At 65.5% G+C, this 15340-nt stretch carries 15 protein-coding genes; 8 read left to right on the top strand and 7 right to left on the bottom strand.

The features are described from left to right. Positions 1–29: 29 nt before the first annotated feature. A complete protein-coding gene (gene sucD / locus HIM68_RS07545) occupies positions 30–926 on the bottom strand; it encodes a succinate--CoA ligase subunit alpha (RefSeq protein WP_139468939.1) in 897 nt (298 codons plus the stop codon). Between the two features lie 18 nt (positions 927–944). Next, the gene (sucC, locus tag HIM68_RS07540; protein ID WP_139908545.1) at positions 945–2114 is read right to left on the bottom strand and encodes an ADP-forming succinate--CoA ligase subunit beta; all 1170 of its coding nucleotides are present in this window, start codon (positions 2112–2114) and stop codon (positions 945–947) included. A 197-nt stretch (positions 2115–2311) separates the two neighbouring features. Here sucC and HIM68_RS07535 point away from each other — a divergent pair, with 197 nt between their 5' ends. The 4 genes from HIM68_RS07535 to HIM68_RS07520 all read left to right on the top strand — a co-directional run bounded on the left by HIM68_RS07535 (position 2312) and on the right by HIM68_RS07520 (position 5991). Further along, complete coding sequence (locus HIM68_RS07535; protein ID WP_139908546.1) at positions 2312–2806, top strand: MarR family winged helix-turn-helix transcriptional regulator; 495 nt, start codon at positions 2312–2314, stop codon at positions 2804–2806. An 85-nt stretch (positions 2807–2891) separates the two neighbouring features. Further along, positions 2892–3581, top strand: a complete 690-nt coding sequence (locus HIM68_RS07530) for a GNAT family N-acetyltransferase (RefSeq protein WP_172171089.1) — start codon at positions 2892–2894, stop codon at positions 3579–3581. Between the two features lie 190 nt (positions 3582–3771). Continuing rightward, complete coding sequence (locus HIM68_RS07525) at positions 3772–4482, top strand: hypothetical protein (RefSeq protein ID WP_172171087.1); 711 nt, start codon at positions 3772–3774, stop codon at positions 4480–4482. A 153-nt stretch (positions 4483–4635) separates the two neighbouring features. Beyond that, complete coding sequence (locus HIM68_RS07520; protein WP_172171085.1) at positions 4636–5991, top strand: FAD-dependent oxidoreductase; 1356 nt, start codon at positions 4636–4638, stop codon at positions 5989–5991. A 301-nt stretch (positions 5992–6292) separates the two neighbouring features. On the opposite strand, the gene HIM68_RS07515 is transcribed toward HIM68_RS07520, so the two are convergent. The 5 genes from HIM68_RS07515 to HIM68_RS07495 all read right to left on the bottom strand — a co-directional run bounded on the left by HIM68_RS07515 (position 6293) and on the right by HIM68_RS07495 (position 11578). Continuing rightward, positions 6293–6733 (bottom strand): hypothetical protein, encoded by a 441-nt coding sequence (locus HIM68_RS07515; protein WP_253903797.1) that lies wholly within the window; start codon positions 6731–6733, stop codon positions 6293–6295. Beyond that, complete coding sequence (locus tag HIM68_RS07510) at positions 6730–7833, bottom strand: adenosine deaminase (RefSeq protein WP_139470381.1); 1104 nt, start codon at positions 7831–7833, stop codon at positions 6730–6732. The genes HIM68_RS07515 and HIM68_RS07510 overlap by 4 nt, the downstream gene beginning before the upstream one ends. A 35-nt stretch (positions 7834–7868) precedes the next feature. Beyond that, a complete protein-coding gene (locus tag HIM68_RS07505) occupies positions 7869–9035 on the bottom strand; it encodes a BMP family ABC transporter substrate-binding protein (RefSeq protein ID WP_172171083.1) in 1167 nt (388 codons plus the stop codon). Between the two features lie 110 nt (positions 9036–9145). Further along, positions 9146–10318 carry an amidohydrolase gene (locus HIM68_RS07500; RefSeq protein ID WP_172171081.1) on the bottom strand — a complete coding sequence of 391 codons (1173 nt, stop codon included), beginning with the start codon at positions 10316–10318 and terminating at the stop codon, positions 9146–9148. Between the two features lie 150 nt (positions 10319–10468). Beyond that, complete coding sequence (locus HIM68_RS07495) at positions 10469–11578, bottom strand: mannose-1-phosphate guanylyltransferase (RefSeq protein ID WP_139470357.1); 1110 nt, start codon at positions 11576–11578, stop codon at positions 10469–10471. A gap of 345 nt (positions 11579–11923) precedes the next feature. Between HIM68_RS07495 and sdhC the strand changes: the two genes are divergently transcribed. From sdhC to HIM68_RS07475, 4 genes are read left to right on the top strand one after another with little or no spacing between them, the layout of a single operon-like run. Continuing rightward, positions 11924–12301 carry a succinate dehydrogenase, cytochrome b556 subunit gene (gene sdhC, locus HIM68_RS07490; RefSeq protein ID WP_081770431.1) on the top strand — a complete coding sequence of 126 codons (378 nt, stop codon included), beginning with the start codon at positions 11924–11926 and terminating at the stop codon, positions 12299–12301. Position 12302: 1 nt separating this feature from the next. Next, positions 12303–12752 carry a succinate dehydrogenase hydrophobic membrane anchor subunit gene (locus HIM68_RS07485; RefSeq protein WP_025778711.1) on the top strand — a complete coding sequence of 150 codons (450 nt, stop codon included), beginning with the start codon at positions 12303–12305 and terminating at the stop codon, positions 12750–12752. A 9-nt stretch (positions 12753–12761) separates the two neighbouring features. After that, on the top strand, positions 12762–14522 hold the full coding sequence (sdhA, locus tag HIM68_RS07480; protein ID WP_139470358.1) for a succinate dehydrogenase flavoprotein subunit: 1761 nt from the start codon (positions 12762–12764) through the stop codon (positions 14520–14522). Continuing rightward, positions 14522–15310 carry a succinate dehydrogenase iron-sulfur subunit gene (locus HIM68_RS07475; RefSeq protein WP_101546859.1) on the top strand — a complete coding sequence of 263 codons (789 nt, stop codon included), beginning with the start codon at positions 14522–14524 and terminating at the stop codon, positions 15308–15310. Before sdhA ends, HIM68_RS07475 begins: the two co-directional genes overlap by 1 nt. The last annotated feature ends 30 nt before the right edge of the window (positions 15311–15340 follow it).

The raw sequence follows: 15340 nt of genomic DNA, 5'->3' as shown, positions 1-15340 counted from the left end.
GGCGCTCACCCGATGCGGGAGTGCTCGACTCAGCCGAGGAGTCCGCGCATGAGCTCGGCGGTCTCGGTCGGGGTCTTGCCGACCTTGACGCCTGCAGCTTCGAGGGCTTCCTTCTTGGCCTGAGCGGTTCCCGAGGAGCCGGAGACGATGGCGCCTGCGTGGCCCATGGTCTTGCCCTCGGGAGCGGTGAAGCCTGCGACGTAGCCGACGACCGGCTTCGTCACGTTCTCCTTGATGAAGGCTGCTGCGCGCTCTTCGGCGTCTCCGCCGATCTCGCCGATCATGACGATGGCTTCGGTCTCCGGGTCGGCCTCGAATGCTTCGAGCGCATCGATGTGCGTGGTGCCGATGACCGGGTCTCCGCCGATGCCGATGGCGGTCGAGAAGCCGAGGTCACGCAGTTCGTACATCATCTGGTAGGTCAGGGTGCCGGACTTCGAGACGAGGCCCAGCTTGCCCTTCTTCGTGATGTTGGCCGGGATGATGCCGGCCAGCGACTCACCGGGGGTGATGATGCCGGGGCAGTTGGGTCCGATGATGCGGGTGGCGTTTCCGGCCGCCTGCGCACGGGCCCAGACCTCTGCCGAGTCCTGCACCGGGATGCCCTCGGTGATGATGACGAGCAGACCGATCTTGGCGTCGATGGCCTCGATCGCGGCGTCCTTGGAGAACGCCGGCGGCACGAAGGCCACGGACACGTCGGCACCGGTGGCTTCCATCGCCTCGGCGACGGACCCGAAGACGGGGAGTTCGACCTCGTTGCCGGCCTGGTCGTTGTGCTTCACAGTGGTGCCGGCCTTGCGGGCGTTGACACCGCCGACGACGTTCGATCCGGCTGCGAGCATGCGGGCGGTGTGCTTCGAGCCCTCTCCGCCGGTGATGCCCTGGACGATGATCTTCGAATCGGAATTCAGGAAGATAGACATTGTTGTAAAGACCTTTCCTTACTTGGCAGCAGCCAGTTCGGCGGCCTTGTCGGCTCCACCGTCCATCGTGTCAGTGAGCGTGACGAGCGGGTGCGCGGCCTTCTGCAGGATGGCGCGTCCCTCTTCCACGTTGTTGCCGTCGAGGCGGACGACGAGCGGCTTTGTGGCCTGGTCGCCGAGAATCTCGAGGGCCTTGACGATGCCGTCGGCCACGGCGTCACAGGCGGTGATTCCGCCGAAGACGTTGACGAAGACGGACTTCACCTGATCATCGCCGAGGATGACGTCGAGTCCGTTGGCCATGACCTCAGCCGAGGCGCCGCCTCCGATGTCGAGGAAGTTCGCGGGCTTGACGCCGTTGTGGTTCTCACCTGCGTAGGCGACGACGTCGAGGGTCGACATGACCAGTCCTGCGCCGTTGCCGATGATTCCGACCTCACCGTCGAGCTTGACGTAGTTGAGGTCGAGCTTCTTGGCCTTGAGCTCCAGCGGGTTCTCTGCGCTGATGTCGCGCAGCTCCTCGTGCTCCTTCTGGCGGAAGTCGGCGTTGTCGTCGAGCGAGACCTTGCCGTCGAGAGCAATGATGTCACCGGCACCGGTCTTGACCAGCGGGTTGACCTCGACCAAGGTGGCGTCTTCCTTCTCGAAGACGGTCCACAGGCTGGTCAGAACGGGGGCGACCTTAGCGGCGGTGTCGGCATCGAAGCCGGCCGCCTCGGCGATCTCTGCTGCCTTGGCATCGTTGATGCCGTCGATGGCGGAGACGGGGATCTTGGCGAGCGCTTCCGGACGTTCCACGGCCAGCTGCTCGATCTCCATGCCGCCTTCCTTCGAGCACATAGCCAGATAGGTGCGGTTGGACCGATCGAGGAGGACGGAGAAGTAGTACTCCTCAGCAATGTCGGCACCCTCGGCGATCATCACCTTTTCGGTGATGTGGCCTTTGATGTCGAGTCCCAGGATGTCCTTGGCGCGCGCCTCGGCTTCATCGGGGTTCTTGGCGACCTTGACGCCGCCGGCTTTTCCACGGCCGCCGATCTTGACCTGCGACTTGACGACGACGACACCGCCGCCAAGATCTTCGGCTGCCTTCTTCGCTGCTTCTGGCGTCGTCGCGACCTGGGCCTTGAGCACGGGCACTCCGTGCTTCTCGAACAGGTCACGTGCTTGATACTCGAAAAGATCCACGTGTTTTCCTTCGTTTCTGCTGCCGGGTGGTTGGCCCCTGCAGGTTCGTTGACGGATGCAACAACCAAGGACAACCATATTCCCAAACGCACCCGTCCATCCAAACCTGCAGGTTAAACGGACCCTGAGAGTAAGGAATCTCTCGTCAAAAAGTATCTTTGCGCTCAAGATTCTTGATATGGACGTAAAATCGATTCATGGACGAAGTGGATCGAATAGTCGCAGCCTGGCGACGTGAGCGTCCGGATCTCGACGTCTCCCCGATGGAGATCCTCTCCCGAGTCTCGCGGCTGGCCAGGCAGTTGGACCTGGCACGGAAGGCGAGCTTCTCCGATTACGGAATCGAGGGATGGGCCTTCGACGTGCTCTCCGCCCTCCGCCGAGCCGGTGAGCCCTATCAGCTCTCCCCCTCGACCCTGCTGCAGGAGACGCTTGTCACGAGCGGCACCATGACCAATCGCATCGACCGCCTCGTGGCCCGCGGATGGGTGGAGCGTCGCCCCGATCCGGGTGATCGCCGCGGAGTGCTCGTCCACCTCACCGACAGCGGCCGCGCCACCGTCGACTCTGCCCTGGCGGACCTGCTCGTGAAGGAGCGCGAGATCCTCAGCGGCCTCACCCCCGCCGGCAGTCGCAAGCTCGCCGGACTTCTGCGCGAGCTTTCCACCGGCTTCGACGGCAGCGAAGACTGAACCCACTCCGAGCACAGTCACACCTGCCCAACCACAGACACGGACACACGAAAGCCACCCGAACCCCGACGACGAGGACCCAGCCATGAACGACGACCTCACGAATTTCACAAGTGCACAGCCGCCTCGGCGAGAGCCCATCCACGGTCATTACGTCGATCTCGAACCCCTGGATCCTGCCGTCCACGACGATGATCTGTTCGCTGCGGTCTCAGTTGCCGACGGGATCGAGGAGCGGTTCCGCTACCTGCCGCAGTCTCCGCAGACCGAACGCAGCGACTTCGATACCTGGATCGCCGAGGCGGCCACGTCGTCCGATCCCCTCTTCTTCGCCGTCGTGGACCGATCCTCCGGTCGGGCCGAGGGGCGGCAGGCACTCATGCGCATCGACGCCGCCAACGGGGTCATGGAGATCGGGCACATCCTCTGGGGTCCGGCGCTCAGGCAGACGCGGGCGGCCACCGAGGCACTCTTCCTCTGCGCCGATCTCGCCTTCGCCTCCGGTTTCCGACGCTTCGAGTGGAAGTGCGATGACGCGAACGCCCCGTCGAAAGCGGCCGCCGAACGCTTCGGGTTCACCTTCGAAGGAGTGTTCCGACAGCACGTCGTGTACAAGGGCCGCAACCGCGACACCGCGTGGTTCTCGATCATCGACAGCGAATGGCCGGCGCTGCGATCGGCGTATGAGCAGTGGCTCGACGAAGCGAACTTCGATGCCGCGGGCGGCCAGCGGCAGAGCCTGCGCGAACTCATCGCCGCAGCGCGCCGCGGCTGAGGCAGCAGGGTCGCGCGCCGCGGTTGGGCGGCCGGCCTGTGACGTCAGGGTCAGTGCGTCGCATCCCGGCGCAGAGGCCTCGCACCTGCGCCGCTTTCGCCGCATCGCCGCGCGTCCATCCGGGCTCTGGCCGTCCCGCGCATTAGGGTGGAAGCGACACCATTTGGACGCTGAGACACCTCGAGGAACCATGCGACTTCGCCCCCTTGCCCTGCTGTCCGCCGCAGCACTGCTGGCCACGACGACGGCCTGCGTGTCGACTCCCGATGAGACCCGACCCCAGCCGCGCCCCTCGGTGAGCAAAGAAGAGGTCACCCCGATCGAGACGCCAGACGATGCACCGAAGGTGTCCATCGTCGATTCCTCGCCAGGTGGGGCGAAGGACACCGACCCGCTGTGGCAGGGCCTCGCCGAGGCGGCCGAGAAGAAGACCGAGGCCTACCTCAAGGTCTACGTGCACACCGGCAACCCGGAAGTCCCCGACTCCGGCGAGACGACCGTGACCGCCGACAGCCCCGACAGCGTCAGCGTCACCGTCGACTCGAAGAACGTCGACGACGGTGCCTCCCCGTTCCTGCTCATCCACGGCACCTTCGAGGTCGAAGAGATCGGCAACTCGGCTTACACCCTCAAGACCGTCGATGACGAAGACATCCCCGAGCTCGACCCGAAGGGCCCGGATGACGAGAAGCGCTGCACCGCCGATGATGCCCAGGACCGCATCGGCCTGGCCGCCGACGACCTCGCCGAAGATCCCGGTCGTCGCGAGGAGTTCCGCCAACAGTGGGGCGGTTCGCCGCGCGTGTGGTGGGGCATCCAGATGACCGCTATCAGCCTCGGCGAAGAGGGCGGAGTCGCCGGCGACTACCTCACTGAAGCCTGCGGAGAGTTCCTCCAGTAATCTCTGGGCGCTCCTCGCCTTGCCTCGGTGCGTGTTAAGTGTGCGCAGATTGCCACTCTGAAGCCCGTTTTGGGCAATCTGCGCACACTTAACGCGTACCAACGGTCAACCGGCGGTGGCGCCACCCGGCGTTCCGCGTGCGACGATGAGTTCATGAAGATCGCTGTCATCGGAGCTGGAATCGGCGGACTCTCGACGGCCGTGGGACTGCAGAGGGCCGGCGCCGAGGTCACCGTGTTCGAACGTGCCCCCGAAGTGAGGGCCGGTGGTTCGGGACTGTCGATCTTCGCCAACGGGCTTGCCGCACTGGAGTCGCTCGGTCTGCGCGAGGCGTTCGACGCCGTGACCGACTCCAGCGTCGAAGGCTTCGCCGCAGGTCAGCGCCGCGCAGACGGGCACTGGATCGCTCAGGTGCCCGATGATTCGGTCGGTGCGCTGCGCATCGTCGACCGGGCCGACCTCCACCGCATCCTCCTCGATGCTCTGGCTCCCGGGACAGTGCGCACCGGCACCGAGGCGACGGCGACCGGCACCGACGGGACGCTGACTATCAGGGCCAGGTCCGCCGACGATTCGAGCACGATGGAGTCGAAGGCAGAGCGTTTCGACCTCATCATCGGCGCCGACGGTCTGCACAGCCGGGTCCGCACCGTCGTCGACGGTGAACCGGTGGCACCGCGGTACTCCGGGTATTCCGCGTGGCGGGGCATCACCTCGGTGCCGGTGGATCTGTCCGGCGAGGCCGGGGAGTCGGTCGGGCACGGACGCCGCTTCGGCATCGCTCCGCTGGCCGACGGCCGAGTGTACTGGTTCGCCGTGGCGAATATGCCGCAGAACGCGGTCTTCGCCGATGAGAAGGCGACGATCGAGCAGATGTTCACAGGCTGGCACTCCCCCATCGCCGAGCTCATTGCCGCCACCCCCGCCGAGGAGGTCCGCCGCACCGCGATCTCCGACCTCTCCCGCCGGTTGCGTCATTATCACAGCGGCCGAGTCGTCCTCCTCGGCGATGCCGCACATGCGATGACGCCGAACCTCGGTCAGGGTGGCGGTCAGGCCCTCGAAGACGCAGCGACGCTCACCGTCCTGCTTGCCCCGCTGATCAGTAAGTCTCCGGGGCCCGAGGCGAATCGACCCGGGCGGATGGTGGAGCAAGCCGAGATACCAGTCTCCGCTGCAGGTGCGGGAGCGGGCGCAGGTGCTAGAGCGGGCGCAGGTGCGAACTCTGCCGACGATGTGGGCACACGCGCCGGTGTGAACCCGGCCCACGACTCGGACCCGCGCGCCTCAGCGCCGCCAGACCTCGGTGCGGCACTCAGCCGCTATGACTCGCTACGGCGTCCGCGGACGCAGTCGATCGCACAGAAGTCTCGGCTGATGGGGCAGGTGTCCCAACTCGAATCGCCGCTGCTGGCGCGGCTGCGCAATGCCGTCTTCTCAGCGGTTCCGTCGCGACTCATCGCCGCTCAGGCCGCGAGCGTCCAGAAATGGTCGCCGCCGACGCTGTGATGCCGCCTGTCGGCAGCCACTGGCGCACTGCGGACGGCGCTGTCGGTCGGAATCTGCCCAACCAGCACCGCTGACATGAAATAAGTGTGCGCAGATTGCCCATCAGACGCCGGATTTTGGCAATCTCCGCACAGTTAACGCGTTCTCCCAGCAGCGTCGGGTCGCCCCAGCTGCTTGAACTCGAAAAACCTGGGTCGCCAACAGATACCCAGCGCAGAACTCAGGTCGCTATCGGATACTTCTCTCGCTCGAAAGTATCCGATAACGACCTACATTCGGACGAGTACCCGCTTAAACCTGCCTAGTCGGTCAGCGCTCGGTTGTAGGCGTCGACGACGGCGGGCAGGAAGAAGCCCAAGAGCACGGCGATGGCAGTGACCAGGCAGGCCAGCCCCAGCCACAGGGATCCGCCGATGACGCTGAAGGCGAAGACGATGACGAGCAGCTCGAAGGCGATCGCCGCCGGACGCGCCCACCGATGCAGACGCCAGGCGCCCCGGGCCGCGGCGCCGACACCGGCCGCGAAGATGAGGAACATGACGGCCAGACCGATCAGCGAAGCCGCCAAGGGGCCGGCGGTGATCGCGGTGATGACGAATGACACCGCCGCACCGACCAGGGCCAGCGCCTGGATGCCGAGGACGCTCACGGGCAGAAGCATCGCCCGTGGGGTCGGAACGCCGTGCCCCTCAGGCTCCGGTGAGGCACCGGACGCTGCGGCCCGGTCATTGTGTGAGCTCAAATGGTCACCCGGGCGAATCCGGGGATGAGGATCTCGTCGAGCATGCGCTCGCGCACATCCAGCGGCAGGAAGGCAGCGGTGATGGCGTTGACCGTCGCCCATTCGAGGTCAGTCTGGTTCCAACCGGCCTCATCGACGAGCAGACGCATCTCACGCGACACCGAAGTGCCGGACATGAGCCGGTTGTCCGGGTTGATGGTGACAGCGAATCCGAGATCCTTGAGCCCCGTGATCGGGTGGCTGGCGATGGTGCCGCCGATGTCGGTCTGCAGGTTGGAGCTCGGGCACAGTTCGAGCGGGATCTGCTGGTCGAGGACCCAGGCGGCGAGGCTGCCGAGCTGCCCCTGGCCGTCGACGATGTCCATGTCCTCGACGATGCGCGCACCGTGGCCCAGACGCTGGGCGTGGCAGATCGTGACCGCCTCGTGGATGGATTCCTTGCCGGCGGCCTCACCGGCATGGATCGTCACCGGCACATATGCCTGGTGCAGGGCGTTGAAGGCGGAGAGGTGCGCAGACGGCGGGAAGCCGTTCTCGGGCCCGGCGATGTCGAAGCCGACGACACCGGAATCCGCACCCTTCTCACGATGGCGGATGGCCAGTTCGGCGATCGCCAGCGAGTTGTCGGCCTGACGCATGGCCGTGATGAGCTGTCCGACGCGGATGTACTTGCCCTCGGCCGCCGCCTCGGAGACGCCGGCTTCCAGACCGTCCTGGACGGCTTCGACGACGGCGTCGAGTTCGAGTCCGCCTTCGAGGTGCTGTTCGGGAGCCCACCGGGCCTCGGCGTAGAAGACTCCGTCGGCCACCTGGTCGAGGACCCATTCCTTGGCCACGCGGCGCAGGTTGTCCTCGCTCTGCATGACCGCCACGGTGTGCGAGAACGTCTCGAGGTAGCGGACCAGGTCACCGGAGTTCGCGGACTCCGAGAACCACCGGCGCAGCGATTCGGCATCGGAGGCGGGCAGGGTGTGACCGATCGAGTCGGCCAGTTCGAGCATCGTCGACGGGCGCAGACCGCCGTCGAGGTGATCGTGGAGGGAGACTTTGGGCAGCTGCAGGATGGGGTCGTCCGATGCGACGCCGGCGGGTACATTCATCACCGTCTCAGCTTATCCGATGCGGCGCGCGCCCCTCATCCTTTCTCCGGGTCGATCTCTCCGCTCTTGATCCGCTCGCGCAGGTCCGTGATTCCGCGCCCGGCGTCGGAGACACGGGAGAGGAATCCGTCCTCGGCGACGATGCGCACTCCCCCGTTGTCGAGAGTGCCCCAGTAGTGGCGGTCGGCGACGCGGAAGCCGCCGACCTCCTCGGGCCCGGTCTTCGGGGCGGGGGCCACCTCGTCGGGGTTCTTGCTCTGCGGCCAGTCGGGGAACATCGTGCGCAGTCCGCGGCGCACGTTCGGCTCCAGGGTGGCCACGATCGCCTTGGAGAATCCGCCGGCGGTGCCGTACCAGACGATCTTCGGCAGGCTCGGTCCCTCGTCGTCGACGTCCGGGTCCTGTGTGGCCGCGGTCAGTTCGCTCCGCTTCTCATCCGCCGAGGTGACCACCCCCATCGCGGCCGCCGATCCGAAGGGAACGAGCACGTCGACATCGGCATCGAAGGACCGTTCGAAGTAGTTCTTCCCTGCGTCGCGGGTATCGTCGATCGTCCGAGGCGAACCGTTCGCCGAGGCGGCCCCGCCGGAGGAGGGACGGTAGGACTCCGCCTTCGGCAGGTCCTCGTCCTTCTCCTTGTTGTACAGGTCGACCCCGGCGTCGAAGGCGGCCAGAATGCGTTCGGACTGCGGGAAACCGTGCTCGACGACGACCCCGACCTTCCCCGTCTCCGAGGCGGTGGCCGCGGTGTATCCGGCGATGAACGCCGGCGGGACGAGGTCGAAGTCCATGCTCAGCACGTTCTTCGGCAGGTCAGCGGTGCCGCTGGAGACCCCGAGGAACAGATCGTCGGGGTGGGCGGCGGCGAAGTCCGCGAGTTCGTCCGCTCCCCCGGGGCCGATGACCGTGGTCAGGGCACAGTCGTTTCTGTGCATCCGATCCAATGCAGCCGAGGTGGCCGACCCACCCGAGACACGCTGGCTCGAGGTACCCGAGAAGACCCCGGCCCCACGGGCCAGTTCCGCCTCCTCGAGGGTGAGCGCACCGGCCGAGTGATCGTCGAAGCCGGCCGGAGCCGAGACGAGGCAGCCGAGCCGTTCCTCTTCGAGAGCTTCGGGAGTCGTGACGGAGCAGCCGGTCAGCACCAGGGTGCCCACCGCGGTGAAGGCGGCGATGGAGGTGCTGCAGGCTCGGAGACTCATGACATCAAGATTATCGGCCCGGCATCTCGGCCGGGTAATCAGCGTGGACAGCCGGCGCAGCCGAGCAGCCACCGATCGCTGTCGTTTGGTCGCGGACCGTGACAGGTCGATCAGCGGTCGCGGTCGAGGACCTTGAGAGCGGTGGCGGTGAATACGCGGGCGGCGATCTCCACGGCGCGTTCGTCGATGAGCAGATCACCCTGGTGGATGTCGTAGGTGATGCCGCCGGGTGTGCGGGTGCCCAGCCGGATGAGCGCACCCGGGCAGTGGGTGAGGTACCACGCGAAGTCCTCACCGCCCATGGACTGCGGGGTCAGCTGCACCGAGTTCTCGCCGAGCTCACCGCGGACCGCGGATTCGATGAGGGTGACCTGGTCTTCGGTGTTGACCACCGGTGGGACGCCTCGGCGGTGTTCGAGGTCGACCTCGACTCCGTACGGTCCGGCGATGCGGTCGACGAGCTCGGGCAGCACCTCGGCGACCTGGTTCCAGCCGTCCACGTCTAGGCAGCGCAGGGTTCCGCGCAGAATCCCCTCGCTGGGAACGACGTTCGCTGCGTGACCGGCGCTGATCTCGCCCCACACCAGGGAGATCGCGTGCCGCGGATCGATCAGCCGGCCCAGGGTCGAGGGCAGGTCGGTGGCGAGCTTGCCGAGCGCATAGACGAGGTCTTCGGTCAGATGGGGACGGGAGGTGTGCCCGCCGTGACCGGAGAGGCGGATGATGACCGTGTCGCCGGCAGCGGTGATGGCGCCGATGCGCGAACCGACCTTGCCGATGTCGACGTTCGGGTCACAGTGAACGGCATAGACCTCGGGCACATCGTCGAGGACGCCCTGTGAGATCACGCGCAGCGCGCCACCCGGGGTGACTTCCTCACCGGGCTGGAAGATCAGTCGCACGCGTCCGCCGAGGCCGCCGGGCCGTGTTTCGTGGATCTTCTGCAGGGCGATGCCGGCACCGATGAGCGAGGTCAGGTGGACGTCGTGGCCGCAGGCATGGGCGACGCCGGGAACAGTGGAACGGAATTCCTCGTCGATGAGGTCATCGACGGGCAGGGCGTCGATATCGGCGCGCAGTCCCACGGCCACCGGTCCTTCGCCGACCTCGCAGACGACCCCGGTGCCTTCGAGGCGCTGGGGCCCCAGACCGGCGGCCTCGAGGCGGGCGACGATCTTGTCGGTGGTCTCGAACTCCTGGAAGGACAGTTCCGGATGGGCATGGATGTCGCGGCGGAAATCGATGAGTTCTGCACCGATCTCAGCGATTGTCGAGCTGATCACGTCGGGTCCTTCAGGGCGGGGAGGTCGGGGATGGGCGATGTCGAACATTTCAAGCAATGCTAAGCACTCGATGTCATAAATGTGCCCATTGCGACCAATTTCGACATACTTCGCAGTTCGATCCCCCACGCCCAGAGGCGGCCCAGCGACTCAGAGCAGTTCGTCGAGTCCGCGCTCACCGGCGACGGACACGGCCTTCTTCACGTCCTGGGCGTGCGAGCGGGAGGTGATGAGCAGGACGTCGTCGGTGTCGACGACGACGAGGTCTTCGAGTCCGACGATCGCCACGGTCCGCGGTCCTTCGGAGAACACGACCCCCGAGGCATCGACCTCGAGCAGGTCGGTGTTCCCGCCGATCGAGATCACTCCGCGCGGCTCCCCGGGCACCGGCTGCCGCAGGCGGGCCACCGAGTCGAAGTCGCCGACGTCGTCCCAGCCGAAGTCACCGGGGATGACGATGACACGACCGGCCGCGGCCGCGGGCTCGGCCACCACATAGTCGATGGCTCGCTTCTCCAGTCCGGGCCACACAGCACTGAGGACCTCGTCGTGGTCAGGAGTGTCCCAGGCCTCGGCGATTCGGGCCAGTCCCGAATAGAGCGGCGGGTCCTCCTCGGCGAGGATGTCGAGGAGGGAGGACGCCTTGGCGATGAACATGCCCGCGTTCCAGCGGTAGCGTCCGGAATTCACATACTGACGAGCCGTGCTCGCCTCCGGCTTCTCCGCGAATGCCAGCGCCCGCCTGGCCGTGGGTGCGCCGTCGAGCCCGAGCAGGTCACCGGTCTCGATATAACCGTAGGCGGTGGCGGGATTGCGGGGCATGATGCCGATGGTGACGATGTCACCGGTCTCCGCGGCAGCGACGGCCTGGTCGATGACGAGACGGAATTCGTCGACGTTCGTGATCGAATGGTCGGCGGAGAACGAGCCGACGATGGCGTCGGGGTCCTCGCGGGCGATGATCATGGCCGCCAGTCCGATGGCGGCGGCAGAGTCCTTCGGGGACGGTTCGGCGATGATTTGGGCGCGAGCGATATGCGGCAGCTGCTCGGCGACCTGGTCGAAGTGACTCTCACCGGTGACCACCCAGACCCTGTCTTCGCCGACGATCGGCGCGACCCGGTCCCAGGTGGCCTGGATGAGGCTGCGGCCGAGGCCGAGGACATCGTGGAGGAACTTCGGCGTCGCCCGGCGAGACAGCGGCCACAGGCGCGTTCCGGATCCGCCGGCGGGGATGATGGCGTGGAAGTGCGTGTTCACGATTTCAGTGTCTCAGAATTCGGGCACACCTTCCCCGAGGTTGCCCGCCGTGTCGGATGAGCCGATCCCCAGGGATCCGGTGGGGATCTCCCCACCTCAGAGCCGCCTCGGGGATGGTGCACCTGAGTTCCCGGGCCGCCCAGGTCAGGACGGGAGCGCAACAATTTAGAGCACACGACTGTGATGTAATTGAAATTTCGTGAGACGCGAAATCCCAGTTTTGAGGGAATTGCCAGGGTTGCGGTGTGATCCGGAACGCTCAGCCGTGTCTCGACTGGCACGGAAGCGGTCTTCGGCGTAGTTTCTAGACGTACACACCCGAATATTCAAGATGGAGGATGCTCCGTGGCCAAAGCGTCTACGGGCACTCTGTACCGAGGAAACGAAGGAATGTGGTCCTGGGTCGCGCATCGCGTCACAGGCGTCGGAATCTTCTTCTTCCTTCTGGTCCACGTGCTCGATACTGCACTCGTCCGCGTCTCGCCCGAGGCCTACAACGCAGTGATCGGAACCTATAAGACACCGGTCATGGCATTCGGTGAGATCGCGCTCGTCGCCGCAATCGCATTCCATGCGTTCAACGGTCTGCGCGTCATTCTCGTCGATTTCTCGAAGAGTGGCCCGAAAAATCAGAAGAAGCTGTTCTGGGGAGTCATGGTTGTGTGGCTCATCATCATGATCGCCTTCATTCCCCGCCAGCTGATGCACACCTTCGGAGGCTGACATGAGCACAACATCCATTCCGGCTCCGCGGACCGGCTACTCCCGGCACAAGTCGACGCGTTCGAAGTTCGAGATGTTCGCATGGCTGTTCATGCGCATCTCCGGCGTCGTGCTCGTCATCCTCATCTTCGGCCACCTGTTCGTGAACCTGTGGGCCGGCGACGGCGTCCAGGCCATCGACTTCGGCTTCGTCGCAGGCAAGTGGGCCAGCCCGTTCTGGCAGATCTGGGATCTGCTCATGCTGTGGCTGGCGATGCTGCACGGCACCAACGGTCTGCGCACCATCATCATGGACTACTCCGAGAAGCCCGGCACACGCATGTCCCTGCAGGTGATCCTCTACATCGCCTCGGTCATCGTCATCGTGCTCGGCACGCTCGTCATCTTCACGTTCGATCCCTGCCCGGCCGGAGCGGACCCCTCGGTCCTGGCTGAGTTCTGCAAGGCCTAAAGGAGAAACATGCAGGTACATCATTACGACGTCGTCATCGTCGGTGCCGGCGGCGCCGGCATGCGTGCGGCGATCGAGTCGGGCCAGCGTGCCCGCACCGCCGTTCTCACCAAGCTCTACCCCACCCGTTCGCACACCGGAGCCGCCCAGGGCGGAATGTGCGCCGCACTGGCGAACGTGGAAGAGGACAACTGGGAATGGCACACCTTCGACACCGTCAAGGGCGGTGACTACCTGGTCGACCAGGACGCCGCCGAGGTGATGGCCAAGGAAGCCATCGACGCCGTCCTCGATCTCGAGAAGATGGGGCTGCCGTTCAACCGCACCCCCGAAGGCAAGATCGACCAGCGTCGTTTCGGTGGTCACACCCGCGACCACGGCAAGTCCGCCGTGCGCCGCTCCTGCTACGCCGCAGACCGCACCGGTCACATGATCCTCCAGACCCTGTACCAACAGTGCGTCAAGCACGGCGTGGAGTTCTACAACGAGTTCTACGTCCTCGACCTCCTCATGACCGAGGTCGACGGGGTCAAGCGCCCCGCAGGCGTCGTGTCCTACGAACTGGCCACCGGTGAGATCCACGTCTTCCAGGCCAAGTCGGTCGTCTTCGCCACCGGCGGTGTCGGCAAGGTCTTCAAGACCACCTCGAACGCACACACCCTGACCGGCGACGGCATGGCCGTGACCTACAACCGCGGAATCCCGCTGGAGGACATGGAGTTCTTCCAGTTCCACCCGACAGGCCTCGCCGGCCTGGGCATCCTGCTGTCCGAGGCGGCTCGCGGTGAGGGCGGAATCCTCCGCAACTCCGAGGGTGAGCGCTTCATGGAGCGCTATGCCCCGACGATCAAGGACCTCGCCCCGCGTGACATCGTGGCCCGTTCGATGGCCAACGAAGTGCGCGAAGGCCGTGGCTGCGGACCGAACAAGGACTACGTCCTGCTCGACCTCACTCACCTCGAGCCCTCACACATCGACGAGAAGCTGCCGGACATCACCGAGTTCGCCCGCACCTACCTCGGTGTGGAGCCCTACACGGAGCCGGTGCCGGTCTTCCCGACCGCGCACTACGCGATGGGCGGCATCCCGACGAACATCGAAGCCGAAGTGCTCGCCGACAACGACACCGTTATCCCCGGCCTCTACGCCGCCGGTGAATGCGCCTGCGTGTCGGTGCACGGTTCGAACCGCCTGGGCACGAACTCGCTGCTCGACATCAACGTCTTCGGCAAGCGCGCCGGCATCGCCGCTGCGGAATACGCGAAGACCGCCGAGTCCGTCGAACTGCCCGAGAACCCGGCGAACGACGTCGTCGAGATGCTCGAGAAGATGCGCACCTCGGACGGCACCGAACGCATCGCGGCGATCCGCAAGGATCTGCAGGACATCATGGACGCCAACGTGCAGGTGTTCCGCACCGACGAGACTCTGCGTGACGCTCTCGACGAGATCGCCAAACTGCGCGAGCGCTACAACAACGTGGGCATCCAGGATCGCGGCAAGCGCTACAACCTCGATCTGCTCGAGGCCGTCGAGCTCGGCTTCCTGCTCGAGCTCGCCGAGGTCATCTCTGTCGCCGCCATCCACCGCAAGGAATCGCGTGGAGGACACTTCCGCGAGGACTTCCCGGATCGTGACGACGAGAACTTCATGCACCACACGATGACCTACCTCGATCCCGAAGCGGAGACCGACGGCATCAAGGGCATGCGTCTTGAGACGAAGCCCGTCATCGTCACCCGTTACCAGCCGATGGAGCGTAAGTACTGATGAGCACCGATACCACCCCAGAGCCAGCGTCGAAGATCGACCTGCCGACACATGTGTCAGGCGAAGGCGGGTCCATCCCGTCCTTCGACTGCACCTTCCGGATCGCTCGCTTCGACCCCGAGGTCGATTCCGAGCCGCACTGGGAGGAATACAGCATCACGATGTACGGCACCGACCGTGTGCTGGATGCTCTCCACAAGATCAAGTGGGAGATCGACGGTTCGCTGTCCTTCCGCCGGTCCTGCGCCCACGGCGTCTGCGGTTCCGATGCGATGCGCATCAACGGCCGCAACCGCCTGGCCTGCAAGACTCTGCTCAAGGACCTCGACACGTCCAAGCCGATCACCGTCGAGGCGATCAAGGGCCTTCCGCTCGAGAAGGACATGATCGTCGACATGGAGCCCTTCTTCCAGTCGTACCGCGAGGTCATGCCGTTCCTCGTCACCTCGGGACACGAGCCCACGCGTGAGCGTCTGCAGTCAGCCGAACAGCGTGCGGCCTTCGACGACACCACGAAGTGCATCCTCTGCGCTGCGTGCACCTCGTCGTGCCCCGTGTTCTGGACCGACGGCCAGTACTTCGGTCCGGCCGCGATCGTCAACGCGCACCGCTTCATCTTCGATTCGCGTGACGAAGGCGGAGACATGCGCCTCGAGGTCCTCAACGACAAGGAAGGCGTGTGGCGCTGCCGCACCACCTTCAACTGCACCGAGGCCTGCCCTCGCGGCATCGAGATCACCAAGGCCATCGCCGAGGTGAAGCAGGCGATCCTGCAGCGCGCATTCTGATCGCGCCAGTCTGATCCCGACTGCAGCGGC

The sequence above is a fragment of the Brevibacterium sp. CT2-23B genome (assembly GCF_013168765.1).
Classification (GTDB): Bacteria; Actinomycetota; Actinomycetes; order Actinomycetales; family Brevibacteriaceae; genus Brevibacterium; species Brevibacterium sediminis.
Note: the sequence above shows the minus strand (reverse complement) of the source record. Positions and strands in the feature narration are given on the sequence as shown.